Annotated in this window: 16 protein-coding genes; 6 read left to right on the forward strand and 10 right to left on the reverse strand. The window is 57.0% G+C overall.

The features are described 5' to 3' along the window. Positions 1-586 (forward strand): zinc-binding dehydrogenase (locus DOU50_RS10385; RefSeq protein ID WP_148769329.1); only part of this gene is annotated, 586 nt, incomplete at its 5' end. A 160-nt stretch (positions 587-746) separates the two neighbouring features. Then, positions 747-2438 carry a methyl-accepting chemotaxis protein gene (locus tag DOU50_RS10390; RefSeq protein WP_148769330.1) on the forward strand — a complete coding sequence of 564 codons (1692 nt, stop codon included), beginning with the start codon at positions 747-749 and terminating at the stop codon, positions 2436-2438. Between the two features lie 89 nt (positions 2439-2527). Here the strand turns inward: DOU50_RS10390 and DOU50_RS10395 are convergent, their stop codons facing one another. From DOU50_RS10395 to DOU50_RS10410, 4 genes are all read right to left on the reverse strand, one after another. Further along, the gene (locus DOU50_RS10395; protein ID WP_148769331.1) at positions 2528-4909 is read right to left on the reverse strand and encodes a glucose/quinate/shikimate family membrane-bound PQQ-dependent dehydrogenase; all 2382 of its coding nucleotides are present in this window, start codon (positions 4907-4909) and stop codon (positions 2528-2530) included. A 258-nt stretch (positions 4910-5167) separates the two neighbouring features. Further along, complete coding sequence (locus tag DOU50_RS10400; protein ID WP_148769332.1) at positions 5168-6091, reverse strand: LysR substrate-binding domain-containing protein; 924 nt, start codon at positions 6089-6091, stop codon at positions 5168-5170. Between the two features lie 181 nt (positions 6092-6272). After that, the gene (locus tag DOU50_RS10405) at positions 6273-7157 is read right to left on the reverse strand and encodes an SDR family oxidoreductase (protein ID WP_032647120.1); all 885 of its coding nucleotides are present in this window, start codon (positions 7155-7157) and stop codon (positions 6273-6275) included. 64 nt (positions 7158-7221) lie between these two features. Beyond that, complete coding sequence (locus DOU50_RS10410) at positions 7222-7611, reverse strand: YdeI family stress tolerance OB fold protein (protein WP_148769333.1); 390 nt, start codon at positions 7609-7611, stop codon at positions 7222-7224. 138 nt (positions 7612-7749) lie between these two features. On the opposite strand from DOU50_RS10410, the gene DOU50_RS10415 reads away from it, so the two are divergent. From DOU50_RS10415 to DOU50_RS10430, 4 genes are read left to right on the forward strand one after another with little or no spacing between them, the layout of a single operon-like run. After that, positions 7750-8253: a hypothetical protein gene (locus tag DOU50_RS10415; RefSeq protein WP_148769334.1), complete on the forward strand. Its 504-nt coding sequence runs from the start codon at positions 7750-7752 to the stop codon at positions 8251-8253. Positions 8254-8262: 9 nt separating this feature from the next. After that, a complete protein-coding gene (locus DOU50_RS10420; RefSeq protein WP_023335661.1) occupies positions 8263-8709 on the forward strand; it encodes a DUF421 domain-containing protein in 447 nt (148 codons plus the stop codon). An 11-nt stretch (positions 8710-8720) separates the two neighbouring features. After that, on the forward strand, positions 8721-9239 hold the full coding sequence (locus tag DOU50_RS10425; RefSeq protein WP_148769335.1) for a 2-oxo-tetronate isomerase: 519 nt from the start codon (positions 8721-8723) through the stop codon (positions 9237-9239). Positions 9240-9256: 17 nt separating this feature from the next. Beyond that, positions 9257-10243 (forward strand): SDR family oxidoreductase, encoded by a 987-nt coding sequence (locus DOU50_RS10430; RefSeq protein ID WP_148769336.1) that lies wholly within the window; start codon positions 9257-9259, stop codon positions 10241-10243. On the opposite strand, the gene DOU50_RS10435 is transcribed toward DOU50_RS10430, so the two are convergent. The 6 genes from DOU50_RS10435 to DOU50_RS10460 form a co-directional block, all read right to left on the reverse strand. Beyond that, the gene (locus DOU50_RS10435) at positions 10244-11869 is read right to left on the reverse strand and encodes an alpha-amylase family protein (protein WP_148769337.1); all 1626 of its coding nucleotides are present in this window, start codon (positions 11867-11869) and stop codon (positions 10244-10246) included. An 8-nt stretch (positions 11870-11877) separates the two neighbouring features. Then, the gene (gene cydB, locus DOU50_RS10440) at positions 11878-12888 is read right to left on the reverse strand and encodes a cytochrome d ubiquinol oxidase subunit II (protein WP_048991113.1); all 1011 of its coding nucleotides are present in this window, start codon (positions 12886-12888) and stop codon (positions 11878-11880) included. Continuing rightward, complete coding sequence (locus DOU50_RS10445) at positions 12888-14291, reverse strand: cytochrome ubiquinol oxidase subunit I (RefSeq protein WP_048991115.1); 1404 nt, start codon at positions 14289-14291, stop codon at positions 12888-12890. Before DOU50_RS10445 ends, cydB begins: the two co-directional genes overlap by 1 nt. A gap of 67 nt (positions 14292-14358) precedes the next feature. Further along, the gene (locus DOU50_RS10450; RefSeq protein WP_008502274.1) at positions 14359-15231 is read right to left on the reverse strand and encodes a manganese catalase family protein; all 873 of its coding nucleotides are present in this window, start codon (positions 15229-15231) and stop codon (positions 14359-14361) included. Positions 15232-15248: 17 nt separating this feature from the next. Further along, positions 15249-15755 (reverse strand): ferritin-like domain-containing protein, encoded by a 507-nt coding sequence (locus DOU50_RS10455; protein ID WP_024908416.1) that lies wholly within the window; start codon positions 15753-15755, stop codon positions 15249-15251. A 24-nt stretch (positions 15756-15779) separates the two neighbouring features. Beyond that, positions 15780-15983 (reverse strand): hypothetical protein, encoded by a 204-nt coding sequence (locus DOU50_RS10460; RefSeq protein ID WP_013096662.1) that lies wholly within the window; start codon positions 15981-15983, stop codon positions 15780-15782. Positions 15984-16003 lie beyond the last annotated feature (20 nt).

The raw sequence follows: 16003 nt of genomic DNA on the forward strand, positions 1-16003 counted from the left end.
GCATAACACGGCAAAAGTCAAAGAGGGCGATACCGTGGCGGTGTTCGGTCTCGGCGGCATTGGTCTGGCGGTGATTCAGGGCGCGGTGCAGGCGAAGGCCGGTCGTATCATCGCGGTCGACACCAACCCGGAGAAATTCAGGCTGGCGGGTGAAATGGGCGCGACCGATTTCGTGAACCCGAAAGATCACGAAAAACCGATTCAGGACGTCATCGTTGAGATGACCGACGGCGGCGTGGACTTCAGCTTCGAGTGTATCGGCAACGTCAACGTGATGCGTTCCGCGCTGGAGTGCTGCCACAAAGGCTGGGGCGAGAGCATCATTATTGGCGTGGCCGGAGCGGGGCAGGAGATTAAAACCCGTCCATTCCAGCTGGTCACCGGGCGCGTATGGCGTGGTTCCGCGTTTGGCGGCGTGAAGGGGCGTACCCAGCTTCCGGGTATGGTTGAAGATGCCATGGTCGGCAAGATTCAGCTCGATCCGTTCATTACCCATCGCTTACCGCTGGAGCAGATCAACGAGGCGTTCGATCTGATGCACGAAGGAAAATCCATCCGTACCGTTATCCATTTCGGTGACAAGTAACTCTTCTGCCAGCGGTTTTTCGCCGCTGGCGTTTCTTTAATAATCTTCTCTAAAGTGTGACCAGTGCGGCGTTTTTAGCCGTAATCTTAATCTGTGCCGTGCCGATGACTATTTAACAGGCGTGTTTTTACGCATCTTCCCTACAAGAGAGTCGACGGTCATGGACAACACTACTTCGATGCTGGCGCAGCGCAAGCTGAGCTTCTTGCATCACATCAGGCTGGTTCCGCTGTTTTCCTCCATTCTCGGTGGCATTATTCTTCTGTTTGCCTTGAGCTCGGGTCTTGCGGGGTATTTCCTGCTGCAGGCCGATCGCGATCAGCAGGATGTCACATCCGAAATTCAGGTGCGTATGGGGCTGTCGAACAGCTCAAACCATCTGCGAACCGCGCGTATCAACCTGATCCACGCCGGTGCGGCAAGCCGTATCGCGGAGATGGACGCCATGAAGCAGAACATCAGCGAGGCGGAAACGCGCATTAAGCAGTCCCAGGAGAGCTTTACCGCCTATATGAATCGTGCCGTGCGCACCGCTGAGGGTGAAGCGCTGGAAGCGGATCTCAAGGCGCGGTACGACGCCTATATCGCGGGCATGCAGCCGATGGTGAAATTTGCCAAAAACGGCATGTTCGAAGCGATCATCAACCACGAAAACGAAACGGCGCGCCCGTTGGATGACGCTTACAACGCCGTTCTGCTGAAGGCGATTAAGATCCGTACCGACCGTGCGAATGCGCTGACGGCGCAGGCGCACAGCCGCACGCAGCTGGGCCTGATGTTTATGGTAGGCGCGTTTGTGCTGGCGCTGGCGCTGACGGCGATGACCTTTGTCGTGCTGCGCCGCACGGTAATCAATCCGCTGCAGCGTGCAGCGAAACGTATCGAGAATATCGCCAAAGGCGACCTGACGATGCCGGACGACGTGGCGGGGCGCAGCGAAATTGGCCGCCTGGCGCGCGATCTGCAAACCATGCAGCACTCGCTTGAAAATACCGTGGGCACCGTACGTCAGGGGGCGGAGGAGATCTACCGCGGCACCAGCGAAATTTCTGCCGGTAACACCGATCTCTCTTCGCGCACTGAGCAGCAGGCTGCAGCCATTGAGCAGACCGCCGCGAGCATGGAACAGCTGACCGCGACGGTGAAGCAGAACGCCGATAACGCCCATCACGCCAGCAAGCTGGCGGAAGATGCCTCCGGTAAAGCCAGCCGCGGCGGCCAGATGGTCTCCGGCGTGGTGAAAACCATGGGCAATATCTCCAGCAGCTCGAAGAAGATCTCTGAGATTACCGCCGTGATTAACAGCATTGCGTTCCAGACCAATATCCTGGCGCTTAACGCGGCGGTAGAAGCGGCACGTGCGGGTGAACAGGGGCGCGGATTTGCCGTGGTGGCAAGTGAAGTGCGCACTCTGGCAAGCCGCAGTGCGAATGCCGCAAAAGAGATTGAAAGCCTGATTAACGAATCGGTTTCGCTGATTGACCAGGGCTCCGGCGAGGTTGTCGCCGCCGGTAACACCATGAATGAAATCGTCGACGCGGTGAAACGCGTCACCGACATCATGCTGGAGATCGCCGCGGCGTCCGATGAGCAGAGTCGCGGTATTGTGCAGGTGAGCCAGGCGATTTCTGAGATGGATAAAGTGACCCAGCAGAACGCCTCGCTGGTGGAAGAAGCCTCCGCGGCGGCGGCGTCTCTGGAAGAACAGGGCGCGCGTCTGACCGAGGCGGTTGGCGCGTTTCGGTTGAACGGTGCAAAGTCGGGCCGCGCGGTGATCTCTGCGCCAGTGGCGAAGAATGCACCGTTGCGCCCGGCGGCGGTAGTTTCCGGGGATAACTGGGAGACGTTCTGAGTTGCCAGCCGTGTCGGGTGGCGCTTCGCTTACCCGACCTACAAAATCTGACCTACAAAAAAGGGACCTTTCGGTCCCTTTTTCACATCTTATTTCTTATCGGGTAACGCGTACGCGATAACGTAATCACCGCGATCCGGCGACTGGCGGGCGCCACCGGCGTTAATGATGATGTACTGCTTACCGGTTTTCGGCGACACGTAGGTCATCGGGCCAGACTGGCTGCCGACAGGCAGACGGTCTTTCCAGATCTCTTTCCCGGTGGCGGTATCAAACGCGCGCAGGTAGAAATCCTGGGTACCGGCGAAGAACAGCAGGCCGGACTGGGTAGAGAGCGATGCGCCCAGCGTCGGCATACCGATTGGGATTGGCATGTGCATGCGAATGCCCAGCGGGCCGGTATCTTCCACCGTGCCGACAGGTACCTGCCACACCAGCTTGCCGGTTTTCAGGTCAACGGCTGACATGGTGCCAAACGGCGGCTTCTGGCATGGAATGCCCAGCGGTGACAGGAAGCGTTCACGCATCGCACCGAACGGCGTGCCGTCCATTGGGACAATCCCCATCTCGATGCCGCTGGCGTTTTTCGCCACGTTCGCGCGCGGTACCATGTAGTTTGCCAGGCCCAGGCGCATATCGTTGACGAACATCAGGCTGTTGTTCGGGTCAACGGAGACGCTGCCCCAGTTCATTCCGCCGAGTGAGCCAGGGAACTGCAGGGAACGGTCGAGACCCGGCGGGGTGAAGACGCCCTGATGACGCATCTCTTTAAACTGAATGCGGCACAGCAGCAGGTCAACAGGCGTCGCGCCCCACATGTCGGACTCGGTCAGCGTCTGGTTGCCAATCATCGGCATGCCAACGGAGTACGGCTGGGTGGGGGAGTAGCGTTCACCCTCAACGTTACCCGCCGGAACGGGGCGTTCTTCCACCTTCGCCACCGGCTTGCCGGTTTCGCGGTTAAGCATGAAGATCATGCCCTGCTTGCTGGTCTGCACCAGCACCGGCGTGGTGCCGCCTTTACCGTCTGGCAGATCGTACAGCAGCGGCTGGGAAGGCAGGTCGAAATCCCACAGATCGTGGTGGGTGGTCTGGAAATGCCAGCGCACCTGACCGGTGGTCGCGTCGACGGCGACGATGGAGGAGCTATACTTATCGTCCAGCGCGGTACGCTCGCCCGCCCAGAAGTCTGGCGTGGCGTTGCCGGTTGGCAAATAAATCAGATTGAGTTTTGCATCATAAGACATGGCTGACCAGACGTTCGGCGTGCCGCGGGTGTAGGTCTGGCCTTCCGGCGGCAGGCCGGTCAGGTTCGGATTACCCGGATCCCACGCCCAGGCCAGCTTACCGGTGTGAACGTCGTAGGCACGCACCACGCCCGGCGGTTCGCCGGTAGAGTAGTTATCCGCGACGCGACCGCCGACGACGACAACGTTCCCGGCAACCAGCGGCGTGGAGGTCTGCTGATAATACCCGGGCTTGATCTCGCCCATGCCGACGCTCAGATCCACGGTGCCATGGTCGCCAAAGTCTTCGCAGACCTTGCCGTTATCCGCGTTGATGGCAATCAGACGGGCATCGGTGGTGGGCAGGAACAGGCGGCGAGGGCATGCCGCTGGTGATGTCCCGGTCTGTGACGCCGTCACGTTTACATGATCTTCAAAGTAGCCCAGACCGCGGCAGCGCTGCCAGTTCGGTGCGGTGGCTTTGGAATCATAACGCCATTTTTCTTTACCGGAATCTACGTCCAGCGCCAGCACTTTGCTGTATGGGGTACAGACGTACAGCGTGTCGCCAATCTGCAGAGGCGTGTTCTGATCTTCCGCGCCCGAGCCGTTGCTCTGCGGAATATCGCCGGTGTGCGCAACCCACGCGACCTTCAGCGAGCTGACGTTTTGCTTGTTAATCTGGTCCAGCGCGGCGAAACGGTCGCCGTGGGTTGTGTTGCCCCAGTGCTCCCAGTTCTTTTGCTGCTCGCCGGGTGCGACGGGTTTCACCGGCACGGGTTCGTTCGCTGCCACGAGGGTTTGCGGCTTAAACATCCAGCCCAGGCTGATCAGCATGGCCACCGCGAGCACGGCCGCGACGCCAAAAGCGGGCGCCTTGTTCGCGGCGCTGCGGTTCGCAGCACGCAGGAAAGGCCAGACGTTGGCGCAGAGGAAGGCCAGAACGGTAAAGGTAAACAGGCGAGAGAACAGCGGCCAGAAATCCCAGCCCGCATCGCTTACCGCCCAGAACAGCGAGACAATAAATGCGATGCTGTAAAGCACGATCCCGCTGGTGCGGTTGAGGAAAATCAGGATCGCGGCAATCACCATCACCACGCCCATGATCAGGAAGTATCCACTTCCGCCTACGGTGGCGAGCTTAAAGCCCAACCCGCCGACGGCCAGACCGATGAGCATCATCAGTCCGGCAAGAAGCCACTGCAGAATACGAGGTATCCCGCGCGGCGCGCTGCCAAATGCCATGTCTTTCTCCTTTCGATCCCCCCGCAGCGTCGGGTATGTACCAGTTGGGTAATAATTGCGGGAAGAATAATGATTAATACGAGTGAATTCGGTTTTATAAAATGATTTGCGAACCATTTGGTGAATTCGCCGTTATGATAAAACTGTTAAATTGTTTTACGCAATTGTTAATGAATTATTCCGCATTAATTGATTAACGCACGGGCTAGTCTCCTCTCCCATAAGGGGAGAGGGTTAGGGTGAGGGGTAAAAAAGGTGTTATACCGGCATTGATTTACGGATAGCGCTCAGCAGCGTCTGTGCGCCCGTGGAAAGGGGGGTATCCACCCGGGTCAAAATGCCGATGGGTTCGCCGGCTCCAGGGGAGGTAATCGGCAGGGCGATCAGCGTCCCCTGGCGTAAATCATCTTTTACCGCGCCGGAGGGGACGAACCAGACGTAGTCATAATCCAGGGTGAGCTGGCGTGAAAGCGAGGCCGACAGCGTTTCGATACACCCTGAAGGGAGCGTACATCCCTGCATCTGCAGCAAGGATTCGGCGGTCTGGCGGGGGACGGTCCCTTTCGGGCACACCACTACCGGCCACTCCATAACGCGGCTTAGTGTCACCGTGTCCTGCAGCAGGGGATGATTGGGACGAACCACCAGCTTCAGGGACTCCAGGAATAACAGTTCGTAATTGAGACCGCCCATCAGTTCTGGGTCGGACATGCGACCGATACCGATATCCAGCTCGCCCGATTTCAGCCCCGCGAGCAGCATGGTGTTATTCATGGTGGCAACCTGAATTGTGGCATGCCGCTGCTGCTTGTGGAACTGGCCGATAACCGGCGGAAGAATACCCAGCGCTGCGGTAGGCAAGGCGCCCACGCGCACCACCTCACTGGATTGCACTTCTTTTCGATGCAGGGACTGGCCCGCGGTATTGAGCGCATCCAGCACTTTAACGGCGTGCGTAAGGAACTGTTCGCCCACGATGGTAAGCTGTGCGCCCAGCCGCCCGCGGTCAAAAAGACGGGCACCGGTCAGCTGTTCCAGCTCGTTGAGGGTTTTCGAGAGCGCAGGCTGGCTCAGGTTAAGAGTTTCAGCCGCACGCCCCAGCGTTCCCTGTTGAGCGACGGCCACAAATGTATGCAAATGGCGCAAGCGTATGCGCTGACTGAACAGACCATTTTTTTCCATAGGCGATGTTAAAAACAGAGCGATGCGGGTGACAAGTTAAGTTGTTTAATTTTGATAACCTGATAGCAAAATATTTTTAACATTTGATCTGTTTGAGTTACAACATGTTTTTCGGCAGGGGAATAAGAGCGAACGTCCTTGTTCATTTATTGCTCATTACTGAGGGGAAAGAGTTAAGCGGTTAGATCACGCCGTCACCGCCGTCAGAACACCACACCTGGCCGGACGTAAATGAACATTCATCCGAGGCCAGCGTGACGTACAGCGGGGCTATCTCGACGGGCTGACCCGGACGCCCCAGCGGTGTATCTCCGCCAAACTCCTTCACTTTTTCCATCGGCTGCCCGCCGCTGGACTGCAGTACCGTCCAGTAAGGCCCAGGGGCAACCGCGTTGACGCGAATGCCTTTTGGACCCAGCTGTTTGGCTAAGGATTTGGTAAATACCGCCAGACAGGCTTTCGTCTGGGCGTAGTCCAGCAAAACGGGGCTGGGCTTCACCGCCTGAACGGAGGAGGTATTAATGATAACGGAGGAAGCTTTCAGGTGGCGCAGGGCCGCTTTGGTGATCCAGAAAGGGGCATAAACGTTGGTTTTAAACGTCGCGTCAAAATCCTCGGTGGTCAGGTCTTCAAGCGATTCACGGAACTGCTGACGCCCCGCGTTATTGACCAGAATGTCCAGCCCGCCCAGTTTCGACACGGCTTCTTCGACCAGATTCTGACAGAAGGTTTCGTCCCGGACATCCCCCGGCAGCGCGACGGCCTTGCGACCTTCCGCTTCGATCAGGTCGATGACCTCAGAGGCATCTTTTTCTTCTTCAGGCAGATAGTTGATGGCAACATCAGCGCCTTCACGGGCATAGGCGATAGCGACCGCGCGACCAATACCGGAGTCTCCGCCGGTAATCAGCGCTTTTTTGCCGGCAAGGCGGCCATGTCCTTTATAGCTGGTTTCCCCGTGGTCGGGTACAGGCTGCATTTCTGATGCCAGTCCCGGCGGCGTTTGCGGCTGTTCCGGGAACGGGGGCTGCGGGTAAGCGTTCGTACGTTGTTTTGTATCACTCATAGCTGACTCCTTAAGCCAAGGGGTGAGATTTGATGGATAACTGCAGCGTTAACGCTTCGCTGAATTATTTCTGCAAACGATCAACACGGACGACGGCAGGAGATGATTTTTTATCAAGCGAACCGTTGATACTGATCATCTGGTCGGGTTTTACCGTTCTGCCGTCGAAAACTGCCTGGGGAATAATAACGTCGATTTTTCCGGTTTTATCCTGAAATACAAACTTATCGCCGCTACCATCAATAAGATTACCGCGTAATGAAATTGTCGTACCGTCGTGCATTTGTTTTGCCTGATCGATGGTCATAATACGCGCATCGTCGGTTCCGCGATATCCGCTATCAAGCGTGTGCGGTGGCGGCGGGGCTTCACCTTTTTGTAACCCGCCGTTATTATCAGCCCATGCGGTTGGAACCAGAAATATCAATAAAGCGGAAATAAGTGATAATTTCATCCGATATCCTTCATTTTGGGTGTCTTGACTTATTAAGTATTGTTGCTATTCCTTTATGTGGCAAATGTGATAAGTCCTAAAAACATTCGCGTGAAAAATCAAAGTTATCGGATAATAAGCGAAACGGTGACGATGACCATGAAGCGTGAAAATGAAAAGTTACCCGGGATAGATGAGCGTTATCGTTTGCTGACGTTTGAATACGCGTTTCGTCAGGTCGGTTTTATTGTTCTGTTGGCTATTATCGTCGCGGCGATTGCCGGCCTGTTTTCCAGTGGAATGGTCAGCGACACGGTCAAAATGAATTCCGCTAAATCACTGACCATACACTATGAACGCTTTGGACGGCGGGAGACAGAAACGCGAATGGAGCTGGCGTTCCCGGTGCAGACAGAGGGAAAGTATGTCCTCAGCATGACCAGCGAGAGCAGCGAGGTTTACGAGCCTGGCAGCGTCTGGCCGCAGCCTGACAGCATGTTCAGCCGCGGGAAGACCCTCTATTTTGTCTATAACAACCTGAAAAAGTCAGACAGCTTCTCTGTGTTACTCTTCACCACGCCCTCCAGAGCCGGTAAATGGAACACAGTCATCCGTGTCAACAGCGAGCCGGAGATTAACATCTGGCAATTCATTTACCCGTAGGAGGCTGATATGGATATGGTCTTTCGCGCGCTGGCGATTTATCTGTTCCTCATGGTGGTATTTAAAGTGGCCGGACGTCGCGCGCTGTTGCAGATGACAAGCTTTGATCTCATTCTGCTTCTGATAATTAGTGAAGCTACTCAGCAGGCGCTTCTCGGACAAGATTTTTCCGTCACCGGCGCGATGATTACCATTACCACGCTGGTGGTGGTAGATATTATATTCGGACTGATGAAGAAATATTTTTCCCCGGTTGAGAATATTCTGGATGGCACTCCCGTGATTCTGGTTGAGAACGGCGTGCCGTTAGCCGACAAACTGAAAAAAGTGGATGTCTCCTGCGATGATATTCTGGTGTCAGCCCGGCAAAATAATGGAATTACAGAAATAAGCGATATTAAATATGCCATACTTGAACGCAATGGGCATATTTCGATCATTCCTTTCGAGAAATAAGAGGCGGAAAGATGAGCAATCTTTTTCACGACAACAATTATACCGTGGGTGAACTAACAAAAAAGCTGGCAAGCAAATTAACCGATCTCGGACTTCGCTTAACCACAGCGGAATCCTGCACGGGCGGCAAGCTCTCGGTGGCGCTTTGCGCAGAGGAAAACACCGCCGAATTTTATGACGTCGGCCTGGTCGTGTTCAGCGATGAAGCCAAAACACGGATCCTCGGCGTGCGCCCTGAAACGCTCGCGCGCTATACCGCCGTCAGTGAACAGACGGTTACAGAGATGGCTGCCAGTATTCGCGACATCGCCCAGGCGGATATCAGCATCGCCATCAGCGGCTACGCAGGCCCGGAAGGGGGCGACGACGGCACGGCGGCGGGGACGGTCTGCTTTGCGTGGAACATCCAGGGCGAGACGCAAACCCGCACCGTACTTTTCTCCGGTGACTGTCAGGACGTGGTGGAAAAAGCGGTGCATTTCTCGCTGGCCGAGCTGCTGGCAGCATTGTCGGACGGGCATAACGGTTGATTTCACGTGGAGGTTCTATGGCGGTCATAGTGATTACCGGTGGGACGGCGGGCGTGGGAAAAGCCACGGCGCTGCACTTTGCAAAGGCAGGTTACGATGTTGGCCTCATCGCCCGCGATCAGGCAAGCCTGCACTCCACCGAGGAAGAGTTGCGCCGCTTCGGCGTGAATGCGCACGCCGTGCAGGCTGACGTCGCCGACAGTCAGGCGATGGTGAATGCGGCTAACGAAATTGAGTATCGCCTCGGCGCGATTGATGTCTGGGTCAACAATGCCATGGGGGCCGTGCTGGCACCGTTTCGCACCCTTACGCCGGACGAGTTTCGTCGCGTGACTGAGGTGACGTACCTCGGCTACGTGAACGGCACCCGCGCCGCTCTCGAACTGATGATTCCGCGCGACAGGGGCGTGATTATCCAGGTGGGATCCGCGCTGGCCTACCGTTCCATTCCATTGCAGTCAGCCTACTGCGGGGCCAAAGCGGCGATCCGCGGGTTTACCGATGCGGTGCGTACGGAACTGATGCATGAGAACAGCCGGGTTCAGCTTTCGATGGTGCAGATGCCGGGGCTCAATACCCCGCAGTTCGAATGGGCGAGGAATAAGTTCGCCTGGGCGATGCGGCCGGTGCCGCCGGTCTTTGAGCCTGAGGTGGCCGCCAGCGCTATCTTCAGGGTGGCGCAAAAACCGGTTCGCGAGCTGTGGGTAGGCAGCAGCACCATCCAGTCGATTGTCGGGCAGTTTCTCTTCCCGGGTTTTCTGGACCGGCTGATGGTCAGGAAAGCCTGGGAAGGCCAGATGACCGACGATCTGAACGCGCCGGATCGCCGGGACTACCTCGACCAGCCGGTTAACGACCTGCACAAAATCCATGGCCGCTTTACTGACGAGGCGAAAACCCGCGCGCCGTCCGTTACCTCCGGCATGCCGGGTAAAGTGGCGCTGGGCGCCCTCGCGGTGGCAGGAATAGTGCTGACGCGTCTGATAACCCGCCGGAAACCGTAATCAGCGCAGCGCGCTACGGTGCGTCCAGAACCAGCGATAGCCGTAGCCGCCAAGGCTGAGCTCAACGGTTTTGCCGCAAATCAGCGCGTCATCGTAGCGCTTGTCCTCGAGACAGGCGGTCCAGGTGGCGTTGCGGATCCCTTTTGCGGTGAACTGCACCGGCTGGTCGCTAAAGTTGACGAAGGTCAGGATGCTGCGCTCGTCGGTCTCGTAATAGATCCCCAGCACTGCGTCATCATCGATTGTGATAAGTCGAAAAGGCGCAACGGCAATTTCGGGGAACTCCGAGCGGGTATTGGCAATATCGATTATCCGGTGCAGGAGCGAGTTGTGGTGAAGGAGCGAATCGGCGACGTTGACTTTCTGATAGCGGTAAGGGCCATGGTCGATAATCGGGGCGATAAATTTTTCAGGGTCGGCCGCGGAGAAACCGCCCCCTTTTGACCCCGCCCACTGCATCGGGGTGCGAACGGCGTAGCGCTCCTCCAGCTCCAGGTCGTCACCCATGCCTATCTCGTCGCCGTAGCGCATCACCGGGACACCCGGCAGGGAAAACAGCACCGCGTGACAGAACGCCAGCCGCTTCCGATCGCCATTAAGCATCGGCGCCAGGCGGCGGCGGATCCCGCGCTGATAGACGTTCATCTCCTCATCAGGGGCGAAGGTATCGAGGACAAACTGTTTGTCTTTCTGGCTGATGCCTTCCAGATCCAGCTCGTCGTGATTGCGCAGCCAGTTGGCAAAACAGCAGGCGTCAGGCGGGACGATCATCTTCTTCACCGCGTTGCGCAGCGGGCGGGCGTTTTTGCGGGCCAGGCTGACGTAGAAATACTTGTTGAGCCAGAAATTCAGCACCAGATTCAGGCGGTCATTATTGCCAAAGTAGTCCTGATAGGCCTCTACCTCGACGTCCACCTCACCCAGCAGGATCGCGTCCGGATTCCGCTGTTCGATAAGACGGCGCATATGCTCGAGGATCCACAGGCCCTTTTTTTCATCACCGTTTCCCGCCTGCGTGGTCAGGTGGGAGGCGGCATCGAGGCGAAACCCCGACACGCCCAGCTTGAGCCAGAAGAGGATGATATTCTCAATCTCTTTCAGCACCGCGGGCGAGGTGAGGTTCAGATCCGGCTCGTGGCGATAAAACATGTGCCGGTAGTATTGTCCCGCCTCGTCGTCCCAGCTCCAGATGCTCTTCTCCACGCCGGGGAACATGGGGGGCGTATCGTCCTCGTCGTTATCCGACCAGAGGTAATAATCACGATAGGGTGACGCCGGGTTGCGGCGCGCCTGCTGGAACCAGGGATGTGCGTCCGACGTGTGCTGGATCAGCAACTCGATAATCACCTGCATGCCCAGCTCGCGGGCCTGTTCGATAAAGGCGATGATATCAGCCAGCTTTCCGAAGCGGGGGTCCACCTGAAGATGGTCGCTGACGTCGTAGCCTTCATCGAGAAAGGGGGTGAGGTAAAACGGGGTGATCCAGATGACCGTTGCCCCCATCCGGCGAATGTAGCGCAGCTTGGCCGCGATCCCGGCGATGTCCCCGCAGCCATCGCCGTTCAAATCATAAAATAGCGCGGTATCAATCTGATAAATAATAGCTCGTGTATGCCAGTCCGTCATAGCGTTCCTCAGTGATAGCCTTCAGTATCCGAAACTTTTCCCCGAAAGACGTAGTAGCTCCAGGCGGTGTACACCAGGATCACCGGAATAATCAGTAATGTTCCTACCAGCATAAACAGCTGGCTGGCAGGCGGGGCTGCGGCTTCCCACAGGGTGATGCGCGGCGGAATAATGTTCGGCCAGAGGCTGATGCCCAGCCCGCTAAACCCGAGGAAAATAAGCCCCAGCGTCAGCAGGAAAGGGCGAGAGTGGCTGTCCGGATTGCGGGTCAGGCGCCAGATCAGCACGCTGAAAAGCCCGACCAGCAGAGGAACAGGCAGGAACCAGAAGAAGTTGGGCAAGGTAAACCAGCGGTCGGCCACGTACTGCCAGCCGAGCGGCGTCCAGATGCTGACTACCGCGATAACCACCATCAGGGCCAGCAGCACGTGGCGGGTTAGCTCGCGCATGCGGACCTGCAGCGCGCCTTCGCTTTTCATAATGAGCCAGGTGGTGCCCAGCAGCGTGTAGGCGACGACCAGTCCGATGCCGCAGAAGAGGTTGAAGGGGGTGAGCCAGTCCAGCGCAGAGCCGACAAAACGTCGGCCCTCCACGTCAAAGCCGTTGATCACGGCCCCCACCACCACGCCCTGGCTGAAGGTGGCAAGCAGGGAGCCGCCGGCAAAGGAGTAGTCCCAGAATTTGCGGTGCGACGGCGTGGCTTTGAAGCGGAACTCGAAGGCGACGCCGCGAAAGATGAGACCGATCAGCATCGCGGTGAGGGGGATCGTCAGCGCATCAATAATGACCGCATAGGCCAGCGGAAACGCGCCGAACAGCCCCGCGCCGCCGAGTACCAGCCAGGTCTCGTTGCCGTCCCAGACGGGCGCGACGCTGTTGACCATCACATCGCGCTCTTTCGCATCGCCCACAAAGTTAAACAGCAGACCGATGCCCAAATCAAAGCCATCCATGATGATGTACATCAGCGTGGCAAAGACGATGATGGCAAACCAGATAACAGAGATATCGACGCCCATCAGATTCTCTCCTCTTCCGGAACAGACTCAGCGGCAGACAGCGGACGGGCAGGCGTGCCCGAGGTGTTTGACGTCAGCGTATCGACGGGCTGAGGTCCTTTCTTAATCAGCCTGATGAGGTAAACATAGCCCACGCCAAACACGGAAGAATAGACAACGAAGAACGCCAGCAGGCTGATGCTCATCTGTAGGGTGCTGTGCAGCGATACCGCGTCGATGGTGCGCAGATAACCATAGACCACCCACGGCTGTCGGCCCACTTCGGTGGTCACCCAGCCGGCGAGCAGCGCCAGCAGCCCGGCAGGCCCCATGCAGAGGGCAAACCAGTGGAACGGGCGCGAATGGTAAAGCCGATGACGATAGCGTAGCCAGACGCTAAACAGGCCGAGAGTTATCATCAGCAGCCCCATCCCGACCATCACGCGGAACGACCAGAAAACGATGGTCGAGTTTGGGCGATCCTCTTTCGGAAAGTCTTTCAGCGCGGGGACCTGTTTGTCCAGGCTGTGCGTCAGGATAAGGCTGCCGAGCGCGGGGATCTCCAGTCCGTATTTGGTGCGCTCCTCCTCCATATCCGGCAGGCCAAACAGCAGCAGCGGGGTGGCCTCGCCGGGCGGATTTTCCCAGTGGCCCTCAATGGCGGCAATTTTTGCCGGCTGATGCTCAAGCGTGTTCAGGCCGTGCATATCGCCCACCACCGCCTGAATGGGTGCGACCAGTAGCGCCATCCACATCGCCATCGAAAACATGGTGCGGACGGCAGGCGTATCGTTACCGCGCAGCAGATGCCATGCCCCCGATGCCCCGACAAACAGCGCACTGCTGAGAAACGCGGCGATAGCCATATGGATAAGGCGGTAAGGGAAGGAGGGGTTAAAGATGATGGCCAGCCAGTCCTGCGGGATAACCTGGCCGTTCTCAATGGTGAAGCCCTGCGGCGTATGCATCCAGCTGTTTGAGGCGAGTATCCAGAAGGTCGACATCAGCGTGCCGAGCGCTACCATGCAGGTTGAAAAGAAGTGCAGGCCGGGACCGACCTTATTCCAGCCGAACATCATGACGCCGAGGAAACCGGCCTCCAGGAAGAAGGCGGTTAAGACCTCATAGGTCAGAAGCGGGCCGGTAATACTGCCCGCGAACTGGGAGAACCCGCTCCAGTTGGTGCCAAACTGGTACGCCATGACCAGCCCGGAAACGACGCCCATGCCGAAGTTAACGGCAAATATCTTAAGCCAGAAATGGTATAGCGAACGCCAGACGTCGTTTTTGGTGCGCAGCCACATGCCCTCCAGCACCACCAGATAGCTGGCGAGACCGATGGTGATCGCGGGAAACAGGATGTGGAACGAGACGGTAAAAGCGAACTGAATTCTGGCCAGATGAAATGCATCGAGTTCGAACATGGTCCGTACCTCTGAGACGATGGGGCACGCGAATTGCCGGGCAGTTCAGGGCTGCCCGGCAAACCGATTACGGTTTAGTCTTACCGGCACCCAGCTCGGCACCGGTCAGCGGGTCGGAATGTGGATCGGATTTCGTGCGGGCAGACATCGCCTTGACCAGGGTTGCCTGCTCGGTTGTGAGCGTGACGCTGGCACTGCCATCGCCGCCATCCACCGCAGGCTGGGGGGACTCAACGTAATCGAAGTGTTTATCGCTGTTCCAGCTTCCGCGAACCTCTCCACCTTCAGACATATTGTAGTACTTGTTGGTGAATTCCTCGATTGGCGGCAGTTTCCCCGGTGGGAAGTTATTACGGATGGACTGAAGCGCCTTCTCAAAGGAGAGCTGATGCGCCGCCTCACGCGTCATCAGAAACGCCAGCGCGTCCTTTACGCCGGGATCGTCGGTCACGTTGATCAGCCGTTCATAGATGATTTTCGCTCTGGCTTCCGCTGCCACGTTTGAGCGCAGGTCCGCCGTCGGCTCCCCGATGGTATCGACGTAGGCCGCGGTCCAGGGTACGCCCGCAGAGTTAGTGAGCGGGGTACCGCCGCCATAGAGCAGGGAGGTGATGTGGCTGTCATTCCCGTTTTCGGTCATGGAGCGATACAGCTCGGCCTCATTTTCCACCCCTTCCGCCAGCGCGCCCTTGGCACCTTTATTCAGCATTCCGACCAGGGTACCGATGATTTCGAGGTGGCTTAACTCCTCGGTGGCGATATCCATCAGCATATCCTTGCGGCCCGGATCGTCATCGCTCAACCCTTGCGTAAAGTAGCGGCAGGCGGCGGCCAGTTCGCCCTGCGGCCCGCCAAACTGTTCCAGTAAAAGGTTGGCAAGGCCAGGGTTGGGTTCGGCGACGCGAACCGTATATTGCAGCTGTTTGACGTGTCGAAACATAGGCACTCTCCTGTGGATTATTTTTTCGCTTCGACACCCGATGCGTCTGAACGCAGCAGGAACTGTTCCGTCGTTTGCGGGATATGGCGAATCAGCCAGTCGGCCATTTCACGTTCTTCAGCAAGAATCGTCTCGATAGCGGGGACCGAGGCGACATCGCCTGCTTTTTTCGCCGCCGCGAGCAGGGAGGTATAGCAGGCGATTTCAAACTGTTCGAAAACATAGCCGCTGATCGAGCCCTTCACGATTTCGTCTGAAGGGAACATGCCGCCGATGGATTGCCCCAGCGCCGCCATTTTGCTCATCGAGTCTTTTAAGACCGAACGAGAAATATCATTACGGTCGAGGATTTCCTCCAGCAATGTGATTTGCCGTTTTGTCTCATTAATATGCTGTTCAATTCTGGCGCGAACATCAGGATAATTATCGATACGGCTGGCCATGGATTCCAGCATAGATTCGGCTTGCTTTTCCATCGCATGGGCATCGCGTAGCCAGTCATGGTAGTGTTCTACGTGATTCATCATTGTATCCTCATTAGGGTTCGCTTATTTGGTCTCACTTTCAGCAGCCTGATCGGCACGCGCGGCACTGTAGCCAGATAAATGGCCGACAATATTGGCGTAAATACTGATGATAATGACCCACAGCACGCTGTTCTTCCACCATATTACGGAGGGGATAGCGAGTATGAACCATATTATGGCTGCCGTTAAATGGCACCGTTTAATTGTCCTGGGACTGATGCTCATTTTATTTAACCTGTATTATT

The sequence above is a fragment of the Enterobacter sp. C6 genome (assembly GCF_008122455.1).
Classification (GTDB): Bacteria; Pseudomonadota; Gammaproteobacteria; order Enterobacterales; family Enterobacteriaceae; genus Enterobacter; species Enterobacter pseudoroggenkampii.

Bases quoted from the DNA above. Each gene is read 5' to 3' on its own strand.
- cydB (WP_048991113.1), bottom strand. From the start codon at position 12,888: ATGGGCGTCGATATCTCTGTTATCTGGTTTGCCATCATCGTCTTTGCC.
- DOU50_RS10430 (WP_148769336.1), top strand. From the start codon at position 9,257: ATGGCGGTCATAGTGATTACCGGTGGGACGGCGGGCGTGGGAAAAGCC.
- DOU50_RS10450 (WP_008502274.1), bottom strand. From the start codon at position 15,231: ATGTTTCGACACGTCAAACAGCTGCAATATACGGTTCGCGTCGCCGAA.
- DOU50_RS10445 (WP_048991115.1), bottom strand. From the start codon at position 14,291: ATGTTCGAACTCGATGCATTTCATCTGGCCAGAATTCAGTTCGCTTTT.
- DOU50_RS10410 (WP_148769333.1), bottom strand. From the start codon at position 7,611: ATGAAATTATCACTTATTTCCGCTTTATTGATATTTCTGGTTCCAACC.
- DOU50_RS10390 (WP_148769330.1), top strand. From the start codon at position 747: ATGGACAACACTACTTCGATGCTGGCGCAGCGCAAGCTGAGCTTCTTG.
- DOU50_RS10455 (WP_024908416.1), bottom strand. From the start codon at position 15,755: ATGAATCACGTAGAACACTACCATGACTGGCTACGCGATGCCCATGCG.
- DOU50_RS10420 (WP_023335661.1), top strand. From the start codon at position 8,263: ATGGATATGGTCTTTCGCGCGCTGGCGATTTATCTGTTCCTCATGGTG.
- DOU50_RS10400 (WP_148769332.1), bottom strand. From the start codon at position 6,091: ATGGAAAAAAATGGTCTGTTCAGTCAGCGCATACGCTTGCGCCATTTG.
- DOU50_RS10460 (WP_013096662.1), bottom strand. From the start codon at position 15,983: ATGAGCATCAGTCCCAGGACAATTAAACGGTGCCATTTAACGGCAGCC.
- DOU50_RS10425 (WP_148769335.1), top strand. From the start codon at position 8,721: ATGAGCAATCTTTTTCACGACAACAATTATACCGTGGGTGAACTAACA.
- DOU50_RS10405 (WP_032647120.1), bottom strand. From the start codon at position 7,157: ATGAGTGATACAAAACAACGTACGAACGCTTACCCGCAGCCCCCGTTC.
- DOU50_RS10395 (WP_148769331.1), bottom strand. From the start codon at position 4,909: ATGGCATTTGGCAGCGCGCCGCGCGGGATACCTCGTATTCTGCAGTGG.
- DOU50_RS10415 (WP_148769334.1), top strand. From the start codon at position 7,750: ATGAAGCGTGAAAATGAAAAGTTACCCGGGATAGATGAGCGTTATCGT.
- DOU50_RS10435 (WP_148769337.1), bottom strand. From the start codon at position 11,869: ATGACGGACTGGCATACACGAGCTATTATTTATCAGATTGATACCGCG.